This is a genomic window from Enterococcus aquimarinus (assembly GCF_001885765.1).
In the GTDB taxonomy this organism is placed as follows: Bacteria; Bacillota; Bacilli; order Lactobacillales; family Enterococcaceae; genus Enterococcus_I; species Enterococcus_I aquimarinus.
Genome location: NZ_JXKD01000006.1, coordinates 112,565 through 134,048, shown reverse-complemented (window position 1 = coordinate 134,048; position 21,484 = coordinate 112,565). Strand labels below are relative to the sequence as shown.

Annotated in this window: 18 protein-coding genes; 10 read left to right on the top strand and 8 right to left on the bottom strand. The window is 39.4% G+C overall.

Translation table 11 applies throughout. The features are described 5' to 3' along the window. Positions 1-101: 101 nt before the first annotated feature. The 7 genes from RU93_RS06120 to RU93_RS06090 all read right to left on the bottom strand — a co-directional run bounded on the left by RU93_RS06120 (position 102) and on the right by RU93_RS06090 (position 8,173). Positions 102-1,202, bottom strand: a complete 1,101-nt coding sequence (locus tag RU93_RS06120; RefSeq protein ID WP_071874729.1) for a mandelate racemase/muconate lactonizing enzyme family protein — start codon at positions 1,200-1,202, stop codon at positions 102-104. Further along, on the bottom strand, positions 1,186-1,908 hold the full coding sequence (locus RU93_RS06115; RefSeq protein ID WP_071874728.1) for a rhamnogalacturonan acetylesterase: 723 nt from the start codon (positions 1,906-1,908) through the stop codon (positions 1,186-1,188). The genes RU93_RS06120 and RU93_RS06115 overlap by 17 nt, the downstream gene beginning before the upstream one ends. Positions 1,909-1,932: 24 nt before the next feature. Next, entirely contained in the window at positions 1,933-2,655 is a 723-nt protein-coding gene (locus RU93_RS06110; RefSeq protein WP_071874727.1) for an alpha/beta hydrolase, read from the bottom strand. A gap of 23 nt (positions 2,656-2,678) precedes the next feature. Next, positions 2,679-4,067, bottom strand: coding sequence for a glucuronate isomerase (uxaC, locus tag RU93_RS06105; protein ID WP_071874726.1), 1,389 nt, complete (start codon positions 4,065-4,067; stop codon positions 2,679-2,681). A gap of 100 nt (positions 4,068-4,167) precedes the next feature. Continuing rightward, on the bottom strand, positions 4,168-5,676 hold the full coding sequence (locus tag RU93_RS06100; RefSeq protein ID WP_071874725.1) for a UxaA family hydrolase: 1,509 nt from the start codon (positions 5,674-5,676) through the stop codon (positions 4,168-4,170). After that, positions 5,677-7,098 carry a tagaturonate reductase gene (locus RU93_RS06095; RefSeq protein ID WP_071874724.1) on the bottom strand — a complete coding sequence of 474 codons (1,422 nt, stop codon included), beginning with the start codon at positions 7,096-7,098 and terminating at the stop codon, positions 5,677-5,679. It abuts the gene before it with no gap. A 67-nt stretch (positions 7,099-7,165) separates the two neighbouring features. Further along, positions 7,166-8,173, bottom strand: a complete 1,008-nt coding sequence (locus RU93_RS06090) for a LacI family DNA-binding transcriptional regulator (RefSeq protein WP_071874723.1) — start codon at positions 8,171-8,173, stop codon at positions 7,166-7,168. A 260-nt stretch (positions 8,174-8,433) separates the two neighbouring features. On the opposite strand from RU93_RS06090, the gene RU93_RS06085 reads away from it, so the two are divergent. After that, entirely contained in the window at positions 8,434-10,692 is a 2,259-nt protein-coding gene (locus tag RU93_RS06085) for a helix-turn-helix domain-containing protein (protein WP_245785377.1), read from the top strand. A gap of 112 nt (positions 10,693-10,804) precedes the next feature. On the opposite strand, the gene RU93_RS06080 is transcribed toward RU93_RS06085, so the two are convergent. Beyond that, a complete protein-coding gene (locus tag RU93_RS06080) occupies positions 10,805-11,704 on the bottom strand; it encodes a carbohydrate ABC transporter permease (protein WP_071874721.1) in 900 nt (299 codons plus the stop codon). A gap of 273 nt (positions 11,705-11,977) precedes the next feature. Here RU93_RS06080 and RU93_RS06075 point away from each other — a divergent pair, with 273 nt between their 5' ends. From RU93_RS06075 to RU93_RS06035, 9 genes are all read left to right on the top strand, one after another. After that, positions 11,978-12,943 (top strand): ABC transporter permease, encoded by a 966-nt coding sequence (locus tag RU93_RS06075; RefSeq protein WP_071874720.1) that lies wholly within the window; start codon positions 11,978-11,980, stop codon positions 12,941-12,943. A gap of 27 nt (positions 12,944-12,970) precedes the next feature. Beyond that, positions 12,971-13,597 carry a DUF624 domain-containing protein gene (locus RU93_RS06070; RefSeq protein ID WP_245785376.1) on the top strand — a complete coding sequence of 209 codons (627 nt, stop codon included), beginning with the start codon at positions 12,971-12,973 and terminating at the stop codon, positions 13,595-13,597. Positions 13,598-13,633: 36 nt separating this feature from the next. Next, on the top strand, positions 13,634-14,737 hold the full coding sequence (locus tag RU93_RS06065) for a glycoside hydrolase family 88/105 protein (protein WP_071874718.1): 1,104 nt from the start codon (positions 13,634-13,636) through the stop codon (positions 14,735-14,737). An 86-nt stretch (positions 14,738-14,823) separates the two neighbouring features. Continuing rightward, entirely contained in the window at positions 14,824-16,077 is a 1,254-nt protein-coding gene (locus tag RU93_RS06060) for a glycoside hydrolase family 28 protein (RefSeq protein ID WP_071874750.1), read from the top strand. A 6-nt stretch (positions 16,078-16,083) separates the two neighbouring features. Then, positions 16,084-16,977 (top strand): dienelactone hydrolase family protein, encoded by an 894-nt coding sequence (locus RU93_RS06055; protein WP_071874717.1) that lies wholly within the window; start codon positions 16,084-16,086, stop codon positions 16,975-16,977. Then, positions 16,947-17,864, top strand: coding sequence for a pectinesterase family protein (locus RU93_RS06050; RefSeq protein ID WP_071874716.1), 918 nt, complete (start codon positions 16,947-16,949; stop codon positions 17,862-17,864). Before RU93_RS06055 ends, RU93_RS06050 begins: the two co-directional genes overlap by 31 nt. After that, positions 17,848-18,243: a DUF4064 domain-containing protein gene (locus tag RU93_RS06045; protein WP_071874715.1), complete on the top strand. Its 396-nt coding sequence runs from the start codon at positions 17,848-17,850 to the stop codon at positions 18,241-18,243. The genes RU93_RS06050 and RU93_RS06045 overlap by 17 nt, the downstream gene beginning before the upstream one ends. A 30-nt stretch (positions 18,244-18,273) precedes the next feature. After that, positions 18,274-19,851 carry a glycoside hydrolase family 43 protein gene (locus RU93_RS06040; RefSeq protein WP_071874714.1) on the top strand — a complete coding sequence of 526 codons (1,578 nt, stop codon included), beginning with the start codon at positions 18,274-18,276 and terminating at the stop codon, positions 19,849-19,851. A gap of 57 nt (positions 19,852-19,908) precedes the next feature. Continuing rightward, positions 19,909-21,423 carry an extracellular solute-binding protein gene (locus RU93_RS06035; protein WP_071874713.1) on the top strand — a complete coding sequence of 505 codons (1,515 nt, stop codon included), beginning with the start codon at positions 19,909-19,911 and terminating at the stop codon, positions 21,421-21,423. The last annotated feature ends 61 nt before the right edge of the window (positions 21,424-21,484 follow it).

Here is a 21,484-nt window from a genome sequence, read left to right as displayed (position 1 = left end):
CGTTAATTAAGAATAATCATCTGTAAAATCGAATGAAATCAAAAAAGAGAGCAGTTGAATGCTCTCTTTTTTGATAATCCTAATCGAGGATTGCCGTTAGATCAAAACGGCATTCTATGAGGGGCGAGTTTGTCCCAATCGAAGATGACGCCTGTGCCGGGGATTTCGGGTGCAACAGCGTGTCCATCTTCTGGATCGATGACAAGGGGACGCGTGGTGTACTGATCAATAGGGAAGCTATGCATTTCGAGATAGCCCGCGTTAGGCATCGCGGCTAGTAAGCTCACATGGAGTTCTTGCATGCCGTGAGTCGAAACAGAGAGGTTATGTACTTGGGTTAAGGCAGCGACTTTAAGCCAACCCGTAATGCCTCCACAGTTTGAGGCATCTGGTTGCGGGAAGTCAACGTGCCCATATTGAATCATATGCATGAATTCGATCGGAGTACGTAAGTTTTCGCCTCCTGCGACGGCAATGTGTCCTTCTTGGGTAATTCGTGCATAGCCCTCGTAATCTTCTGGAATGGTGGGTTCTTCAAGGAATAAAATATTATAGGGCGCCATTAATTTCGCTGCTTTAATCGCTTTTTCAACCGACCAGCTCATATTGGCATCCACCATAAACACGACATCTGGTCCGATGAGTTCACGAACCGCTTTGATTCGTTCAATATCTTCGGCTAGTGTTGGTTGTCCGAGTTTAATTTTTACGGCTTTTAGGCCCATGTCTAAGTATTTTTGATTATTTGCCAGTAATTTTTCTAGCGGGAAGTTCAAATCAATGGCGCCACCGTAACATTTAACTTTATTGCTGTGGCCACCGAGTAATTTATAGAGCGGTTCATCTGCTTTTTTGGCACGTAAATCCCATAATGCAATGTCACAAGCTGCAATCGCAAAGCTCGCGAGTCCGCCGCGTGCGACATAGTGGATGCCCCAATTCATTTGATCCCATAGTGATTCGATACAAGAGGCATCTTTGCCCAGTAATATGTGTTTGAGTTCTTTGTCAATGAGTTTGGCTATCGATTCTCCACCAAAGCCCCCTGTATATGTATAGCCAACACCTGTTCGGCCGTCTTCGGTGGTAATTTTGACAATCGGGACTTCAAAATGGGTATGGAGACCGTGTTTTGCATCCTCCATAATTTCAGGTAGGGGAATGCGGTAATATTCTGTTACGACTTCAATAATTGTCGACATTAAAATCCTCCTTATAGTTTTTGATTGATGAATCACGTAGGTAATGCTTGAGTGGCAATTGACTTTCTTGAACGGCTTGCGCAATGATGGCCGCAATTGTTTCGGCTCCGAGATCGCTTAAGTGTGTATTATCACAAACCCCTTCAGGATAACAGGCGAACTCATTTGGCTTACCATGTAAAAAGAATTTGGTTGTTTCTTCAGGTGAGTACGTTTTAAGCCATTCTTGTGTTTTGGCAAAAATATCGAGGACGATGACATCATGCATTTGGGCTAATTGTTTCATCGCTTGTGGATACTCCCCGAGTGTAAGCGGGTTGAGACTCCCATCAGGTAAGTAATCTCGACGACTAATCGGTGTCAATAAAACTGGGCAGGCGACTTTCTCTTTGGAGGCTTCGATGTATTGTGTTAAATAAGTTAAATAACTACCATAGGGTAATGTCCCACGACTTTCATCTATTTTTTGATCGTTATGGCCAAACTGAATAAAGAGATAGTCTCCGGGTGCGAGTCGATTCTTAATTGTTTCGAGTCGCTGTTCATGAATAAAAGATTTGGAACTTCGCCCATTCATTGCATGATTTTCAATCTGCAGGTTTTGATCGAAGTAAGTGGCCAGTTTTTCACCCCAGCCAGTTTCTGGGCGACGATTCTCTGCTTTAGTTGCGGCGGTGGAATCGCCAGCAATAAAAATAGTTGGCATAATCTTCTCCTTTTAATGCATTATTCAGTAACGTTCGTTTTGTGACTGTCTTTCTTTTAGCCAATTTTCGGCTAGACCTTGCCATTGTAAGAGATGAGGAACTTCAGGAAGTATTCCTAAGCCGTGTCGGCCTTCAGGGAAAAGGTGACACTCTACCGGAACCTGTTTTGCTTTCAAGGCTGTAAGTAGACAAAGACTGTTTTCAACCGGAACAGCTTGATCGGTAATGGTATGCCAAATGAAGCAAGGAGGCGTCTTTGTATCAACGATTTTTTCTAACGAGAACTGTGAACGCAACTCAAAACTGGCAGTTTCTCCCAGTAGATTTTGCCAACTACCGCGATGACTAAAAGGTTCGACAAAGCTGACAACCGGATAGGCAAGTAACAAGCCATCGGGTCTAGGGCTAATCTTGCTGCCAATTAAACCGGCGACATGTGCTCCAGCAGAAAATCCCAGAACAAAAATCTGATCGAGAACAGGGTGGGTGCGTAATTCACTCATGATTTTTTCGATATCGGATAGGAATGTTTTGTAGTGAATATGTTGGACTTGGTAAGCCAAAATACCGGTATGATAGCCCGCCTCATTTAACCACATTTGAATCGCAAGCCCTTCTTTTTCATAAGCGAGATGCGTATATCCACCACCGGGACAAATTAAGATAAATGGACGGCGCGTTTCATCGATCAAGTGAAGGGTATAACTCGTGTGAATCGGTTTTTCAAGTGTGTGATCAATTTTCACAAAGATGCTCCCTTTTCATTAGATTAAAAATTAAAATAATTAGCGGCATTATGATAACTAATGTCTTCTACGATTTTCCCTAAGTACGCTTCATCTGCGGGTGCTTCTCCGCGTTCCACGATTTCACTAATGAAGCCGCATAAAACACGGCGGAAGTATTCATGTCGCGTATACGATAAGAAACTACGAGAATCGGTTAACATGCCGACAAAGTTTGCTAATGGACTACCATCGGCGAAAACGGTCAATTGTTGGCGCATCCCAGCTAAAGTATCGTTATACCACCAACCAGAACCAAGTTGTAATTTTCCTGGACTCTCTTTTTGGAAACAACTCATTAACGCAACAATGACCGGATAATCATTCGGATTCAATGAATAAAGAATAGTCTTTGGTAATTGATCGGTTTTATCTGCCCGATTCAATAATTGTTGTAAAGGAATGGTCAAAGATAAATCATTAATTCCGTCATAGCCCGTGTCTGGTCCTAATTGTTGGTACATGCGGTCATTACAATTACGATACGCATGAATGTGTAATTGAGCGGTCCAGTTGCGTGCGTGATAGAAATGGAATAAGTGCGTTAAGGTTTCTGTTTTATAAGCGGCAATTTCAGTGGGAGTTAGTGCTTCTTGTTTTAATGCTTTCACAAAAATCGCTTCCAGCACTTCTGGAGACGCTGCTTCATAGTGCAAAACGTCTAGTGCGTGGTCTGATAAACGCCCTCCTTGGTCATGGAAGTACTGGACGCGAGACTCTAATGCTGAGATTAATTCTTGATAGGAATCAATCGGTTTGCCGTATACCTCGCCTAATTGAGTAATCCATTGTTCAAAATCAGGTTTATCCAGATTTAACGCTTTATCCGGTCGGAAAGTCGGTAATACTTTAAAAGCGACTTCTTCTTTTGCTAAGCGTTGGTGATAAGCAAGGTCATCGATTGGATCATCTGTGGTACAAATCACTTTGACGTTTGAGTTTTTGATTATTTCACGGCGACAAAAATCGGCTGTAGCTAATTTCGCATTCGCACGCTCCCAAATTTCCGGTGCATTTTTTTCATTGATCACGAGATCCACGCCAAAGAAACGTTTTAATTCTAGGTGTGTCCAAGTATAAAGCGGATTGCCAATCGTTTTGGGCATTGTTTGGCACCAAGCCAAGAATTTATCGTAATCAGAGGCATCGCCCGTAATGTGTGATTCGGGTACTCCACAAGCACGCATTAAACGCCATTTATAATGATCCCCGCCAAGCCAAGCTTCCGTTACATTTTTAAACGGCTTATTTTCATAAATTTCTTTTGGATCTAAATGGCAATGGTAATCGATGATGGGCATTTTCGCAGCATGTTGATGGAACAGTGTCTTGGCCCACTCATTTGGTAGTAAAAAATCATCATTTAAAAACATCTCATTTCGTCTCCTCACATTTTTCGATTTAGCCGTTGTCTTCACCACCCACAGGATGAAAGTTATGTGGGTGGTGAAGAGCATGTGGCCTGGATCCTTTTTATAAAGTCACACCTGTTTTGAAAATCGCGATTTCGCGTACATCATTTTGTTCATTTCGGGTTTCTTCGCCACTTGCAACGGCGATGATTTTATCAATAAACTCTTGTAACACCTCTTCCATTGGACGTTCTAATAATGTCCCAGCGTTAAAGTCCATCCAGTGGCCTTTGCGTTCAAAAATGGTCGAGTTGGTCGCGACTTTAATCGTTGGCACATATGAGCCAAACGGTGTTCCACGACCAGTCGTAAATAAGACTAATTGACAATCGGAAGAGGCAAGGGCGGAAGAGGCAACTAAATCATTCCCCGGAGCTTGTAATAAACTTAAGCCTTTTTTGCGTAATTTCTCACCGTATTTCAATACATCGACAACAGGTGCGGTACCAGCCTTTTGCGTGCAACCTAACGATTTGTCTTCTAAAGTGGTAATGCCGCCCGCTTTATTCCCAGGTGAGGGGTTTTCATAAACTGGCTCGCCAAAAGAAAGGAAGTATTGTTTGAAATCATTAATTAAGTGAACGATTTGTTCGAAAATTTCTTCGTTCTCGGCGCGCGCCATCAGCACCTCTTCTGCGCCAAACATTTCGGGTACTTCGGTTAAAATGGTACTTCCACCTTGTGAGATTAAGAAATCGGAGAAGGCTCCGAGTAATGGATTCGCGGTAATACCAGAAAAGCCGTCCGATCCACCACATTTAAGACCGACATTCAATTCACTGAGCGGAACGTCTTCACGATGATCGTCTTTAGCGGCGATGAATAACTCTTCTAATAAATCAACGCCTTGTTGGATCTCATTATAGACTTCTTGGGCGACAAGGAATTTCACGCGATTTTCATCGTATTCGCCTAAGTGTTCTTTGAAAGCCGGAATGGTGTTGTTTTCACAGCCTAAGCCAAAAACAAGGACGCCACCAGCATTGGGATGTTTGACCGCATCGATTAAGATTTCACGTGTATTCGAATGATCCGTCCCTAACTGAGAACAACCATAAGGGTGCTTTAAAATGGTGACGTTATCAAAAGGTCCTAAATCGGGATGCTTTGCTTTAAATTCTTTAATAATTAATTCGGCTACGCCATTGACACAGCCAACTGTTGGCACAATAAATAAATCATTTCGGATCCCGACTTTTCCATTGGCACGACGATACCCTTTAAACGTTAATTCTTGTTTAGGATAGGTTCGTTGGTGTAATTCTGGTTGGTAACGATATTCTAATTCGCCGGCTAAATTTGTTTTCACGTTATGGGTATGCAACCATTCGCCTGGTGCCACATCTTCTAGGACATGTCCGATGGGGGAGCCGTATTTGATAACATGGTCATCTTTTGTTAAAGGGATGAGTGCAATTTTATGACCTTGAGGGATGTCTTTTAATGCGGTAACGGTATAGTCATCGATTGAAATCTGTTCTCCAGCAGTAATCGGGCGTAAGGCAACAGCGACATTATCACGGATATTTAGTTTTAATAAATCAGGTGCTTGAATCGTAGTCGTCGTCATTTATTTTTCTCCTTTCAAATCTTGAACCACTTGGCGTGCGCCATTGGTTTCAAGTGCATCGAGTTTTAGTTGCACGGTTTCACTTAAGCCAGGTAAAACCGTTAAATTTTCACCCCATAAATGGGTGTTAGACAGCACACTTACGACAACGGTAGCGGGTGTTTGCCATGCTGTTTGGAAAAAGGAGACAATGTCTTGATCATCAGCCGGTGTCACTTGATCTCCTCGATATGATAAAATTAAAGCAGCGAGCGATGTCGCTAAATATGCGGGTACATGGTTATTTGTCTGGATGTAACGAGTCAAAATTGGGAGTAAGCGTGCTTTGAATTTGGAGACACTATTTAATGAGATAGCAGATAGTTCATGATGAGCAAACGGATTTAAAAAACGTTCTTTAATTTGATCTGCGTATTCGTCTAACTCGGATTTTGGTAAATTCAACATCGGAATGAGTTCTTTAGCAAACAAGTCATCGATGAAGGGGCGGAAGTCGTCATCATTCATGACTTCGTCGACCGTTGATAAACCAGCTAATAACGCAAGTGGAACCATCGCCGTATGTGGACCGTTTAATAAATGGACTTTGCGCTCGCGATAAGGGGTCATATCGTCGGTCACAATGACATTTAATCCTGCTTTTGTTAATGGAAGAGATTCTGTTAAGCTTTGTGGTCCTTCGATTACCCAAAGCATAAATGGTTCCGCTTTCACCATTAACTGATCTTCGTAGCCCAATTTTTCTGCCCATTCTTTGGCAGTATCACGCGGATAGCCAGGAACAATTCGATCAACTAAACTACAGCAAAAGGTGTTGTCATTTTCGATCCATTCTTTAAATGCATGCGGTAATTCCCATAATTCAATATAGCGTAAGACGATTTCTTTTAATTTGTCCCCATTTCGATCGATGAGCTCACAAGGAATAATCGTTAAACCTGGTAATTTTGCTTGATAACGTTGGTATAAGAAGGCAGTGAGTTTTCCTGGATAACTTTGTTGAGGCGCATCTTCTAAACGATCATTTGGATTAAATTGGATACCAGCTTCGGTTGTATTTGAAACGACAAATTCGAGGTCTTTATTTTCTGCTAAAGCGAGATATTCTGCGTAAGCTTGGTACGGATTAATGACAGTATCTAAAACGTTTATAATCTCGCTTGTCTCAACCAGTTCCCCGTCGATTAAGCCTTCTAATAAAACAGTGTATCGATTGTCTTGTGCACGTAACATTTCGCCAAGTCCTTGATTAATTGGTTGGACGACCGCTACGGTACCATTGAAGAGCTGTTGTTTATTCATTTGTTGAATTTGCCAATCCACAAAGGCACGCATGAAATTACCTTCTCCAAATTGCACTACTTTTACTGGGAGGTCATTTTTTGTTTCAGGGAATTCTTTTTGAGTTAGTTTTTTTGTCATATTATTTTTCCTTTCTCGCGTATGCACACGTGAACATTTTATTTAAAAACAAAGAACGAGTCTTTGTTTAAGTAACGGTTAATAAGTTTTTGACGGATTGACGCACCATCAAAGTTGTTGGAATTTCGTAATGGGTCTTTGCAATTGCTTCTTGATTGATTTGCTTTAATAATAATTCAGTCCCTAGTCGACTGATTTTATTTAACGGTTTATGAATCGTCGTTAGCGGTGGATTCAAGTAAGAAGTAATGGGTGTATTATCAAAGCCAATAATCGAAAGATCATTTGGGACTGTTAATCCAGCGGCATCGATTGCCCGCATCGCACCAATCGCCATATCATCATTCGCACAAAAAATCAGGGTCGGAAGTTCTTGATTTTTGAGCAGCTGGGTCATTTGTTGAAATCCGCTTTCTAAGCTGTAGTTTCCAGACCGGAAAAATGCTGGCACAATGGGTAACTCATGTTTTTCTAACATGGCGATCAGCCCTTTTCGTCGTTCATTCGAAGAGTGAAAGACTTCGAGCCCGCCAATATAACCGATTTTTTTGTGCCCAAGAGTAATCGCATACTCAATTCCTGTCATGACACCTTCTGCATCGTCGGCCACGACATTCATAATTTCCGGATCATCGACTAAACGATTCACTACAACAAAAGGCAAGTTTTGTTGTTTTAAATATTCGATAAACGCTTGATCCGTTTCGCTCTGACTCATTACTAAGATGCCATCGTAGCGTTGGAAATTAATATCGGAGAAGTTCTGTATTTCATCAATTCCTTCTACAGAGAGTGAATAACTGGCTTCTAGAACCGACCGAATGCCAGTAATGGTATCGACAAGAAAACTGGAACTCGTTCCTTGGCTAATACTGGAAAAAAATAAACCAATCATATAATTTTTTTGATTGACGAGACTTTTCGCGTTAAAGTTTGGGACATAGTTTAATTCCTTCGCCACACTTTTTATATGCTCTCTCGTCTCAGGTTTCACAAGTGGACTATTATTTAAAGCTCTTGAAACGGTTGTATGAGAAATCCCCAATTGTTTGGCAATGTCTTTAATCGTAACCATGGAGGACCCCCTTCTTCTTTTTAGTAAAATAAATCATTGAATGTTTACGGTTACATTGTATAATAGAAGAATAAGAGTGTCAACAAAGAATATTGTTAAATCAAGGATGCACACGTTAAACAATGGAGGATGCCTTTTTTGTACTAAAAAGAGGGATAGTTGGTTACAAAAAATGCACACGTGAAATAAGAAGGGTGAAAAGCAGTAACATTCTCATTTTATTTATGCTAAAATAATGACATGTGAAAGGTGTTGTTAACATGTTACATTTGAAAAGGGTCAAACTATTTTTCAAGGAACGATTCATGCATCGTTCTAATTTCTTTTATAGTATTTTTTTTCCAATCGTTTTAATTGGTACCGTTTTTATTGCTGGATTTAGCCTCTATACGTATCAAAAAACCTACAATACGTTACAAGAAAATTTAATTGTGGATCGAAAAAGTAATATTAATCAAATCAAAGGGAATATTGAGCAAAAAATTCAAACAATCGAATATTCTTTTACGACCTATAGTAATACAACCTCTTTTAAAAATCTGATTAGTCGACCACTTACTTTTCAAGATTACGCATCGGTAAGGGAAATCAGTTCAGAACTAGCTTATATTGGTGCGATTGGCATTGGGAATGCTTCTTATCGTCTGGTCAGTTTAACGCATGGCTGGGAAATTAATAATGGTTCTTTAAATCAGCTGACCGAAGAAGCAGTGGCACAAATTAGTGATTCTATGAGTGAATCCGATCAATACATTGTTTGGAAACCAGATAATAATGGCATTAAAATGTATATTCAACTCCCTACTTTTAGTACAGAGCGTTCAGCAGTAGGGATTGCTAGCATTAGTCGCCAAGCGTTTACGAGTTTATTTGACGCATCACAAGATGAATTTTTAGCGATTTATAATCAAAAAGGGCAGCTACTTTTTTCGAATCACACCGAGCAGGCGAACGAACTGTCTGCCAAAATGCTGACACTCGATCAAAAAGTAGGAAGCTTCGAACAGTCCGATAAGGAGACATATATTTATTCGCAATCTGATTATAATCAATGGGTTTACGTTACCGCACTCCCTAAAGCGACTATTCGTCAATCCATTTTAGGACTAGGTTCAGGACTGGCCTTTATCACAATCGTGTTATGGTTGTTTTTTATGATTGTTACGTATTTAGTCGCAAATACAGCCGCTCAACCGTTACGAAAAATTCGCGATTTACTAGCGATTGATTCACCGAGCAAAAGCCGTAAAGCTGAAATCAATCAAATTCTCACGGGGATTGATACGATTGTGGAATCAAACCTCGATCTTTCTGCCAAAATCCAACATCAAATTCCAGAATTAGAAACGTTATTTTTATTAAATTTATTTCGTAATCGCATGTCTTACGAGACTTTGAACGAAAAGCTGAAACAGCTCAATTATCACTTTAAAGGCGATGAACGATTCATCGTTGTATTGATTCAGATTGATGATTTGGGTGGACGTGATCATACAACAGAGGATCTATTTCTTGTTTCAATTGAAAATATTGTGTCAGAAATCATTCCTCCGACGTCTCGTTTTCAACCAATTGTGTTGAACCAAGATACGCAAGCCACGCTCTTATGTCTGCCAGCAACGGAAGATAAGCAAAAAGTCATTGACTATTGTCAGGCGGTTCGTCAAGCGGCTTCTGATTATTTGAAAATAAAAATTAGTTTTGGGATCTCATTAGAATATGGCGATCTAACGGATAGCAAACAAGCGCTAGATACTGCTAAAGAAGCACTTCATTTTCGCATTCATTTAGGTCAAGAAGCGACAATTTTTTATCATGAAATAGCGCCCCAACTCGATCAAAAAACGGTGATGAAATATCCGAGAGAAGCAGAACAACTATTTTTGGATGCGATGCGCAGTACCAATCAAGTTGAAACAAAAAAAGCGTATCAACACCTGATGACATTAATTTGGCAACAAAATACTAATCCGATTACAATTGAAAATGCGCTGTTTCAGTTAATCAATAGTATCACTCAGTTAGGTCAATTACTGGGAGCTGACTATGAGATGCTCTTAAATAATCGTAAGGTCTATTTAGATGTATTAAATAAGGATAATCCTTCTGAAATCCAACAAATTATTTATCAAACCTTGATTGAGCCAATTGTGAATTCGATTCAAAAAACAACGGATCGACAAATGCGTAATCTCTCCGATCAAATGCTTGCGTTGGTCCATCAACAATACGATCACGATATTTCACTTGAAAGTATTGCGGACCAATTACATTATAGTTCTAACTATTTGAGTAATGTATTTAAGAAAGAAATGGGATGGAACTTCACCGATTATTTACAAAACTATCGATTAACGATTGCCAAAAAATGGTTAATGGAGACCGATATGACCGTTAAAGCAATTTCTGAGCGGTTACAATATACGAATCCACAAAATTTTATTCGTTTCTTTAAAAAGAAAGAGAATATGACACCAGGGGAGTATCGTAAGCAACATTCTAATCGTCATCAACGGTAAAATTGTCAGTCAAGATAGGACGCATGCACCACAAGAATCCGCTAAAAAAGATTATCAAAAATCCATGAAGAACATTTCTCCATGGATTTTTTTTAATCTAAATCAAGGAAAGCTAACCTTTAACCGATCCAACCATCGCGCCTTTAACAAAATATTTTTGGACAAAAGGATAAGCGATTAACATTGGAATGGTTGCAACGACAATCACCGCCATTTTGATTGATTGTGCAGGTGGGACAATGTCAACACTAGCTGCATCAGCGTTTAAGCCACTTGAAACAATTACGATTTGACGTAACAATACTTGGATAGGCCATTTGTTGGAATCATTGATATATAAAATCGCATTTTGATACGTATTCCAGTAAGTGACGGCATAAAATAAAGAGATTGTAGCAATGGACGGTAATGAAAGAGGAAGAATGATCTTGAAGAAAACACCCCAATCAGAACAACCATCCATTTTTGCTGATTCTTCTAAACTATCAGGAATTCCTTGGAAAAAATTACGCATAATAATCATATTATAAGCACTCACCGCAGAAGGTAAAATTAATGCCCATAATGTATCAATTAAACCAAGGTTTTTAACTAGGATGAAGGATGGAATCATTCCGCCACTAAATAACATCGTAAAGACAACAAGAAAATTGAAAAATGATCGTCCATGTAAATATTTTCTTGATAATGCGTATGCCATAAAGGATGTTACAACCATACTAAGAAACGTACCTAGAATGGTTACATATAATGAAACACCAATACTTTTAAAAATAGTGGGTGTTGATAAAATGTAACGATATGCATTTAGAGTAAACGTTCGTGGAATCAAAATAAAGGTTCGTGTTGAGATTTCAGCCGATGTTGCAAAGGAACTTCCTAAAACATTTAAAAAGGGGAGTAAACACAATAATGTAAAAATTGTTAGAAATGACACAATGAATACGTGAACGATTCTTTCGCTTGTCGCTACTTTGATTTTATTCTTTTTTAAAGATGGTGTTGCTTGCATAATATATTCCTCCTAATTCATTTTATTGATCATCGTTACTTTATCACGGCCTCGAGATAACGTATATAATCATTTTTAAATGTTCATTCTTTCTCAATTTGTTGTAAACACTGGTATGTAAGGGTTTTTATATTTTTTGATAAAAAAAGAAAGAATCCTTTTGTTGAAATAATGTACACGCTTTCCTAAGTGTTAAAATGATTATATACGTAATTTCACATATCGACTATGATTTGGATGTGATAAATAAACGAAAACGGAGGAAACAGTCGTATGGAAACAGCTGGAGTATTAACCAATCAAGTAGATGAGAAAAAAATAAAAGCAATCAAACGTCAAAAAAAATGGGCACAAATTAAAACAAACCGAGCGCTTTATATCATGCTCTTCCCAGGAATCTTATATTTTGTCATTTTTAAATATATTCCAATGGGAGGATTAATTATTGCGTTCCAAGACTATCAACCTTTTTTAGGAATCTTAGGTAGTCCCTTTGTAGGAATGAAACATTTTATTCGACTATTTACCGAAGATACGTTTTTCATGTTAATGAGAAATACGCTCGTCATTTTTGGTTTGGATATTGCTTTTTCATTTCCATTTCCGATTATACTAGCATTGATGTTAAATGAATTACGGGCTGCAAGATTTAAAAAATTTGTCCAAACGGTGATTTACTTACCCCATTTCATGTCTTGGGTAGTGGTTGTTTCGATTTTTTATGTTCTATTAACAACAGAAGGTGGCGTCTTTAATAATATCATCACTTATTTTGGTGGGGAAAAGATTTCCTTTTTAACAAGTACGGAATGGTTACGTCCGATTTATATTTTCCAGCAAATGTGGAAAGGTGCGGGCTGGGGAACGATTGTTTATCTCGCGGCGATCACCAATGTGGATGAACAATTATACGAAGCAGCCGATATGGATGGCGCTGGAAAACTACGTAAAATGTGGCATATTACCTTACCTTGTATTCGGCCAACGATTATTACCTTGTTTATTTTGAAAATTGGTCACGTTTTAGATATGGGATTTGAGCATATGTTCCTATTAATGAACCCAATGAATAAAGAAGTCGCTCAAATTTTTGATACGTTCGTCTATACTGCCGGAATTCAAAATGGTCAACTAAGTTATTCCACGGCTGTAGGTCTATTTAAAGGATTAGTCGGATTAGTTCTAGTTGTCTTAGCAAATAAAGCAGCGCGTAAAGTGGGCGAAGAAGGGATTTACTAAAGACAGAAAGGAAACGAGAAAATGACGATGGAGAAAATTAGTAAAATCAATGTCTATATGACGAACGTTCTAATCATTGCTTATTTAAGTTTCTTATGGATTTTATTTACCTTATTAGGACTTGGTCTTTTCGGAGTAGGACCGGCGACTTACGCAATGATGGCCTATTATGATAAGTGGTTACGCTTAGGGGAACAACCTCCTGTAGCACGCAGCTTCTATACTGCTTTTAAAGAACGGTTTCGTCAGTCATTACTGATTAGTTGGCTAGTTATAGCGGTTTTTACGATCGTCATTATCAATTTATTTACGTTAAGCCAATGGTACTTTCAAGTCGCAAATGTGCTCGTCTTCGTCATCGTGTTGTTTGCGACAAGTCATATTTATACGGTGATGGCCGCAACAACATTTAAGACGATACGAGAAATTTTGCAAGGAGCGGCTTTAATCGGATTAGGTTATTTACATTATTCCATTTTAGCTTGGACTATTATTATTGTCGCCTATATGATTGCATCGATGATTTCACTTGCGTTATTAATCATTTGGGGAGTGGGCTTTGTGGGTTTTGTTTTGGGATATGCTGGAAAGTTGATTTTAAAAGAGTATACTCCTGAAAAAGTTGATTCAGACGTGATGTTTGAATCAAGATAGAGACATTACGATAAATAGAAGGAGGGAATAACGTTCGTGAAACTTTCTCAAGTAGCTTTAACGACGTTGTTTGAAAGGTATCCTATTTTACCTCAAACGAAAACGTACCATGGGAAATGGTCGTATGATATAGGGGTTGTCCTACAAGGCGTTAAAATGGCTTATCTTCAAACAAATGAAGCTGTTTATTATGATTACATCCAGGAAACAATGGATTATTATATTCAAGAAGATGGTTCCATTAAAGGATACAACTATGAATCGATGAATATCGATTATGTCAATAACGGCAAATTACTATTTTTATTGTATAAAGAAACCAAAAACGAAAAGTACAAAAAAGCGCTAGATTTATTATTTCAGCAATTAGAAAATATGCCTCGTACGTCAGAAGGCGGTTTTTGGCATAAGAAGATTTATCCCAATCAAATTTGGTTAGATGGCTTGTACATGGGAACGCCTTTTTTAGCAGAATATTTGCTTACTTTTAAAAAGGGTGAACGAATGGCAGAAGTAATCCATCATTTTGAGTTATGCTATAATCGGACGGTCGATCAACAAACGGGTCTGTTGTATCATGCTTGGGATGAAAAAAAAGAACAATTTTGGGCAAATCCTCAAACCGGTTTATCACCAAATTTTTGGGGACGTTCAATGGGTTGGTATATGATGGCACTGGTCGATACAATTGAACTACTGCAAGGTTCAACGGATACGAAAACGTTAGAAGAAATCTTTGTGAGGTGCTTAAAGGCATTAAAAAAAGTTCGCGATGAAAATACACACGTGTGGTATCAAGTGTTAGACCAAGGGGAGCGGCACGGAAATTATTTAGAAGCTTCTGCTTCCAGTATGATTGCTTACGCGACCGCTAAAGCGCTTAGACTAGAAGTATTGTCCGACGAATGGCGATCTTTTAGTCAGGAAACGTATCAAGGTGTTGTCAATGAATTTGTTTTTTTAACCAATGAAGGATGGCTCAATTTAACGAGAAATTGTGAAGTAGCTGGACTGGGTGGCGAAGACGCTCGCGATGGTTCCTTTGTGTACTATATCAGCGAACCAATTATTACGAATGATTTCAAAGGGTACGGGGCATTTTTGCAAGCCGCACTTGAAAATGAACCGTTACTTGAATAGCGTTCTATAAAATGATGAGTTTGTAAGGAGGAAGAAAGTTGGAAGTGTTAATCACAGAATTCGGTGCGAAACCAAATGGCGAATTAATGACGGATAAAATTCAAAAAGCAATTGATACGGTTGCTGCAAAAGGTGGCGGACGTGTAAGTGTACCAGCCGGTGAATTTTATACGGCTTCATTGCGCTTAAAAAGTCATATCGAGCTTCATTTGTTACCAGGTAGTGTGTTAAAATTTTCTGATAATCAAGAAGATTATCCAGTTGTCATTTCGCGATGGGAAGGGGTTAAGCGTGAAGTGTATGCTTCTTGTTTATATGCCGAAAATGTTCAGAACATTGCGGTGACTGGATTTGGATTGTTAGATGGAAATGGCCAAAAATGGTGGCAAATTTTCCGTAATGAGCGAGAAAAGTTAAACTATCCGCGACCGAAATTAATCAGTTTTGATTCGTGTGAAAATGTGACGATTAAAGATATCTCGATGATTAATTCACCTAGTTGGACGGTCAATCCTATTTTGTGTCATGGTGTTACCGTTGAGAATGTAAAAATTAAGAATCCTGCTGATTCCCCAAATACAGATGGTATTGATCCTGAATCGTGTAAAAATGTACGCATTAGTAATTGTCAAATTGACGTCGGCGATGACTGTATCGCAATTAAAGCAGGGACGGAAGACACAAAAGAACGGGTGTCTTGCGAGAATATTACGATTACGAATTGTCATATGATTCACGGCCATGGTGGGGTGGTGTTAGGGAGTGAGATGAGTGGTGATATCCGAAATGTAACGATTAGTAATTGTACATTCCAAGACACCGATCGCGGAATTCGCTTGAAATCAAGGCGCGGTCGTGGTGGAACGATTGAAGATATTCGCGTCAGTAACATTGTGATGGATAACGTTAGCTGTCCCTTTATTTTGAATTTATATTATTTCTGTGGTCCACGTGGAAAAGATCAATACGTGTGGGATAAAGCTGCCTATCCGATTACAGAAGAAACACCAATGTTCCGTCGTATTCACTTTGCGGATATTACAGCGCGTAATGTCCACGCATCAGCAGGATTTATTTATGGTTTAACGGAACAACCAGTGAGCGATATCACGTTCCATGATATTGCTATTTCAATGGCAAAAGATGCCATACCTGGCAAACCGGCAATGATGACGGGAATTGAAGATATGCAAAAAAGTGGATTTTATATTGGATGCGCGACGAACGTCCGCTTTGACCGGATAACATTAGACGGCGTAGAGGGAGAAATCTTCCATATTGAGAACAGTCAAGGTATCCAAATTCATGATTCCTATGCCAATCAAGAAAAAATTGAGTAGAAAGTGATGGATATAAAAGCAAAAATTCTCACTTGTTTAGGACCAAGACTTGTGGTTGAGCCGCGCGCAACGATTCTGTCGAAAGTGGTCACGCCGGATTATGTGTTAGAAACAATCCTCCTAGAATTAAATGAAATTGAAACCGTTCCAGCATACTTTGCGTATCCTCCAACCGCTCAAGTTCAATCATGCCCACTAGTATTATTTAATCATTCGCATGGCGGTGATTTTACGAAAGGTAAAGAAGAGCTGATTCAAAGTAGCGATTATTTACAGCCTATGAGTTTTTTGCAAACGTTAACAAAACAAGGGTATGCAGTCGGTGTCATTGATATGTGGGGATTTGGCGAACGAAATAAACAAAAAGAAAGTGAATTATTCAAAGAATTTCTTCTGAAGGGGCACACGCTTTGGGGTATGCGGATTTATGATAATCAACAATTTTTAACATACTTACTGGACCGTCCAGAAGTAAACCCAGAAAAAGTGGCAACGATGGGAATGTCAATGGGCGGAATGATGAGCTGGTGGTTAGCAGCGTTAGATGAACGGATCCGTGTTGTGGTTGACATTGCCGCTCAAGTGGAATATGAGGCGTTGATAAAAGAAAAGCGTTTAGACCGTCATGGATTTTATTACTACGTTCCAGGTATTTTAAAACAGCTAACGACGAATGATATCCAACAGTTGATTGTTCCGCGGGCACGACTATGCTTGATTGGGCGCGTGGATCCTCTGTGCCCACTCGTTGGAGTGACAGATTTGGACAAGCGATTACATCAAAGTTATCTTGATCAACAGGCAAGTAATCAGTGGGCATGTGAAATATTAGATGGTGGACACCAAGAAACAAGGGAGATGCGTGAACGATGGATTCAGTTTTTACGCCAGCATCTGTAACGGTTGCAAAAGATGGTAGTGGCAATTATCAAACGATTCAACAAGCCATTGTCTGTGCTTCAAAAAAGAAATTAATCCAAAAAATTATCGTCTATCCTGGAGTATATGAAGAAAATATCAGCATATACAATGATGGTTTAACGCTCATCGGTATTGGCGATGTCAGGATTGAAGGCAATTGGTCAGCCAAAGATGTGCTGCCTAATGGTGAACTACGTGGGACCTTTCAAACCGCTACAGTGTTTATCAATGCAAAAGACGTCACTTTAGAAGGAATCACCATCAAAAATACGGCAGGTCCAGATCACGTCGCAGCACAAGCAGTAGCACTCTATATAGAAGGAACCAATGTCACGATTAATCGTTGTTCTTTAGATGCCTATCAAGATACATTATGTTTAGGTCCCTTACCAATAATGACTAAGGATGAAACCCCCTTACTGAGTCCTTGGCGCTCTCGAGTCTTTTCGCAGCAACTGTCTTATTTTAATGAGTGTACGATTTCGGGAACGATTGATTTTATTTTTGGTGGTGGGCAAGCCCTGTTCACTTCTTGTCACATTTATAGCCGGAAAAGGGCAACAGTGAACTATCTAACAGCTGCCTCCACGCCAAAAGAAGCGGAAGGATTCATTTTTAAGAACTGTCAAATTTCAGGTGAGAGTCCGTATTATCTGGGCCGACCGTGGCGTGACCATGCAAAGACTCGTTTTGAAAAATGTATCTTTGACAAGTGGTTGACGAGTGCTGGTTGGCATGATTGGGATAAAGAAACAGCTCAAAAAAGCGTGTGCTATAAGGAAGTAGATTGTACTTATGCAATCGTACCTCAAAGAGCGAGCTGGATGACGTTGGAAGGAGCGAAGATAAATGAAAAGAAGACTTGAATTATGGATCGGTTGGATTACAGCTGGACTCGTAACGCTAATCTTAGGCCCACTCTCTTTGATTATGCGCGAATTAACGAGTATTCAATATGAAGAAATCTTTCTGCCTGTCTTTGCCGAACAACTGAGCGAGATATCGGTGGAACAAGGATTAGAATTTTTCCACCGCTTAGGAAATTGGTTTGGTATCACAGTGGTCCTTGTTTTGGTGACGACGGCACTTGCTAGTTTATTTTTAAATAGTCGATATGATCGCCGTTTAACGGGGTTATTATACATTGTAACCGGTTTAGTTACCTTATTAGGGAGTCAATTTTTAGCATTTGTACTGGCTTTCCCATTTTTCGTAGCAGGTGGTCTTTGTTTTAAGAAAAGATAAAATAAAATAGATAAGGAAGTAAACAAACAGATGGTTCAAACACAAATTCACAATCCGATTTTAAGAGGATTTAATCCTGATCCAACTATTTTAAAAGTAGAAGAGACGTATTACATTGTTGTTTCATCTTTTGAGTGGTTACCGGGACTACGTGTCTATCAATCAAATGATTTAGTAAACTGGTCACACTTAACGGATATTTTGACTGAACAAGTGAATTTAAAAGGAAATCCAAAAGATGGAAGTATTTGGGCACCACAATTGAGTTATCGCGATGGATTATTTTATTGTATTTATTCCGATGTTAAAAATACGACGCGGCCATTTAAAGATGTCCATAACTATTTGATGACGGCTGAGAGAATGACGGGACCTTGGAGTGAACCAATTTATCTCAATTCGAGTGGGTTTGATCCCTCGTTGTTTCATGATGAGGATGGCCGGTACTGGTTTTTAAATGAGATATGGGATTATCGGATGACGACTAGCAACAAATCAGCCGGGATTGTGTTGCAAGAGTATGATCCAATAAGCCAAACATTAATTGGGGAAGTCTACAAGATTTTTGATGGGACTGCTTTAGCTAAAACGGAAGCGCCCCATCTATATAAAAGAAATGGTTACTATTATTTAATCACGGCGGAAGGTGGGACTGGGGTGAATCATAGTGTCACCGTGTGTCGCGCGAAAAAGATTACCGGCCCTTATGAACTCGATCCAAACTATCCAATGTTGACGGCAAGCAATCTACCAGATTCACCTCTTCAATGTACCGGACATGGAAGTTTAGTCGAAGGGCTAAACGGTAAGTGGTACATGGCATATTTAACGACACGACCCCTTCAAGGGAAGGCCATTTTAGGACGCGAAACCGCGATTCAGGAAGTCATATGGACGTCCGATGGTTGGTTACGTTTAGCGAACGGCACCACAAAACCTGAAGCGGTTACATTAATCGAAACAACTAAAAAAATTGAACAACAAATTGATACTGCTTTTCACGATGATTTTAGTTCTAACATTTTGAATAAAGAATGGAATGCACGACGCATATTACCAAGTTCGAATTGGTGTGACGTAACGAGTCGCCCTGGTTATTTACGGCTTGTTTCAGGAGAATCTCCTCAATCATCTTTTGAAAATCATTTACTTGCGATTCGTCAAAAAGATTTTTCATTCGAAGCGACGACTCAACTTGAGTTTATGCCAAGAACATTTAATCAGATGGCGGGACTATTCTTGTATTTAAATGAAAGCAATTATTTATATGGCTATTTGACATTTGATGACGATCAAGGACGCGTCTTACGCATGATGCGTTGTCAAAATGGCGAACATACTTTGTTTTCGACAGTCGTCCTTCTCAGGGAGCAACCGCTCGATCTAAAAATCGTTGTCAAGGAAACAACAGGAAATTATTATTGGCGACAATCTCAAAATGAACCTTGGGCGAAATTAGGTGAAGAACAAGATTTACTCTTTTTAGCTGGAGGTTTTACGGGCAATTTTATTGGCATAGGAGTGCAAGATCTAGATTTAAAAGAAGGAATTCATGCCGACTTTGCTTTCTTTGATTATTCACCGATACATGGTTCAAACAAGGAATAAAAAGGGTCTTAAAAGCTTTAACAAATAAAAAATAAAGAGAATGAAAGGAAGAAAAAAATGAAAAACAAAAAAATCATGGGTGCATTATTGTTATCAGCGTTAGTATTAGGAGCTTGTGGAAATGGTGGGACAGACGGCTCTGCTACTGACAAAGGGGGTAATGAAGTAGCTGCATCCACGAAAGATACGATTTCATGGATGGCGATGCTTCACACAGCTGCTCCACCTTCAGGTGATGTTGAGAATAAATTGGAAGAATATACGGGCATGAACATTGATTTTAGCTGGGTACCAGATGCCTCAAAATCAGAACGAATTAATGCAGCGCTAGCATCCAATTCACTCACAGATATTGTGACGCTAGCGGATATCAAGAATACAACCGTTCGTAGCTCGCTTGCGTCAGGAATGTTCTGGGATGTGGAACCCTATTTGCAAGAATATCCGAACTTATCGAATATTTCAGAAGAACGACTCCAATCTTCTCGAATTAATGGCAAAATTTATGGCGTTCCTTTCCAAAAACCAATTGCTCGCTATGGGGTAGTGGTAAGAAAAGATTGGTTAGAAAATTTAGGGTTAGAAGTGCCTCATACAGTCGAAGACTTAGCGAAAGTAGCTCAAGCGTTCACAGAAAACGATCCTGACGGTAACGGCAAAGATGATACTGTTGGCTTTGTTGAACGTAATGAATCATTTAACGTTGGTTTCCGCTCGCTATCGGGTTATTTTGGAGCAGACAACTGGTTTACTGTAACAGAAGATGAACAAGTCCTGCCTTCCTTTATGCAAGAGGAATATAAAGAAGCGATGGAGTGGTTCCGTGACATTTATCAAAATGGTTGGATGAATTCAGATTTTGCGGTGATGGCTAAAAATGATCAAAAAGATTACATTATTCAAGGCAAAGGGGGGATTGTGATTACTGGGTTACAAGAAGCACGTAACTATGTCGATGGTGCCAAAGGAACGCCTCAAGAAGGCATGGAGTGGGAATTAATCAACGATATCACTTATGGCGATGTCGAGCGTCGGATTTTATCAGATACAAATGGCGGAATGGGTGGTTGGTTAGCCATTCCTAAAGACAAAGTGAAAACAGAAGAAGATTTGAGAGTCGTGCTTCAATTTATTAATGATTTGATGGATGAAGAACCGTATACCTTGATGACGCAAGGAATCGAAGATGTACACTATGAAATCAATGCAGATGGTGCATATGAAAAGATTGATGATACGAAATGGCAACAAGAAGTACAACCATTTTCTTCTTCTCGTCCATCTGAATTAGTGAAAACATTTAAATCGACTGACCCATTAGTCAACTTAGCGAATGAGAAAATCGCTGACAATGAAGCTTATGCGATCGTTGATCCGTCGCAACCATTAACGTCAGAAACGTACAATACCCAATGGTCAACATTAGTGGAAGGAATTAGTGATGCCTATTATAAATATATGATGGGTGAAATTGAAATGGATGGTTTTGATCAAGCGGTTGAGACATTTAAGAAAAATGGCGGACAAACGCTTATCGATGAATTCACGGCAAGTTACAAAGAAACAAAATAACGTCTTCTAATGAAGGTGAAAACAAGCAACGCGCGTTATGGGGTCGCTTGTTTTAGCTGAA

What these genes read in the sequence shown, in the direction of transcription:
- RU93_RS06045 (WP_071874715.1), top strand. Translation starts at nt 17,848, where the DNA reads ATGAAAAGAAGACTTGAATTATGGATCGGTTGGATTACAGCTGGACTC.
- uxaC (WP_071874726.1), bottom strand. Translation starts at nt 4,067, where the DNA reads ATGTTTTTAAATGATGATTTTTTACTACCAAATGAGTGGGCCAAGACA.
- RU93_RS06085 (WP_245785377.1), top strand. Translation starts at nt 8,434, where the DNA reads ATGTTACATTTGAAAAGGGTCAAACTATTTTTCAAGGAACGATTCATG.
- RU93_RS06090 (WP_071874723.1), bottom strand. Translation starts at nt 8,173, where the DNA reads ATGGTTACGATTAAAGACATTGCCAAACAATTGGGGATTTCTCATACA.
- RU93_RS06055 (WP_071874717.1), top strand. Translation starts at nt 16,084, where the DNA reads ATGGATATAAAAGCAAAAATTCTCACTTGTTTAGGACCAAGACTTGTG.
- RU93_RS06075 (WP_071874720.1), top strand. Translation starts at nt 11,978, where the DNA reads ATGGAAACAGCTGGAGTATTAACCAATCAAGTAGATGAGAAAAAAATA.
- RU93_RS06050 (WP_071874716.1), top strand. Translation starts at nt 16,947, where the DNA reads ATGGATTCAGTTTTTACGCCAGCATCTGTAACGGTTGCAAAAGATGGT.
- RU93_RS06070 (WP_245785376.1), top strand. Translation starts at nt 12,971, where the DNA reads ATGGAGAAAATTAGTAAAATCAATGTCTATATGACGAACGTTCTAATC.
- RU93_RS06060 (WP_071874750.1), top strand. Translation starts at nt 14,824, where the DNA reads ATGACGGATAAAATTCAAAAAGCAATTGATACGGTTGCTGCAAAAGGT.
- RU93_RS06080 (WP_071874721.1), bottom strand. Translation starts at nt 11,704, where the DNA reads ATGCAAGCAACACCATCTTTAAAAAAGAATAAAATCAAAGTAGCGACA.
- RU93_RS06095 (WP_071874724.1), bottom strand. Translation starts at nt 7,098, where the DNA reads ATGACAAAAAAACTAACTCAAAAAGAATTCCCTGAAACAAAAAATGAC.
- RU93_RS06035 (WP_071874713.1), top strand. Translation starts at nt 19,909, where the DNA reads ATGAAAAACAAAAAAATCATGGGTGCATTATTGTTATCAGCGTTAGTA.
- RU93_RS06040 (WP_071874714.1), top strand. Translation starts at nt 18,274, where the DNA reads ATGGTTCAAACACAAATTCACAATCCGATTTTAAGAGGATTTAATCCT.
- RU93_RS06120 (WP_071874729.1), bottom strand. Translation starts at nt 1,202, where the DNA reads ATGTCGACAATTATTGAAGTCGTAACAGAATATTACCGCATTCCCCTA.
- RU93_RS06100 (WP_071874725.1), bottom strand. Translation starts at nt 5,676, where the DNA reads ATGACGACGACTACGATTCAAGCACCTGATTTATTAAAACTAAATATC.
- RU93_RS06115 (WP_071874728.1), bottom strand. Translation starts at nt 1,908, where the DNA reads ATGCCAACTATTTTTATTGCTGGCGATTCCACCGCCGCAACTAAAGCA.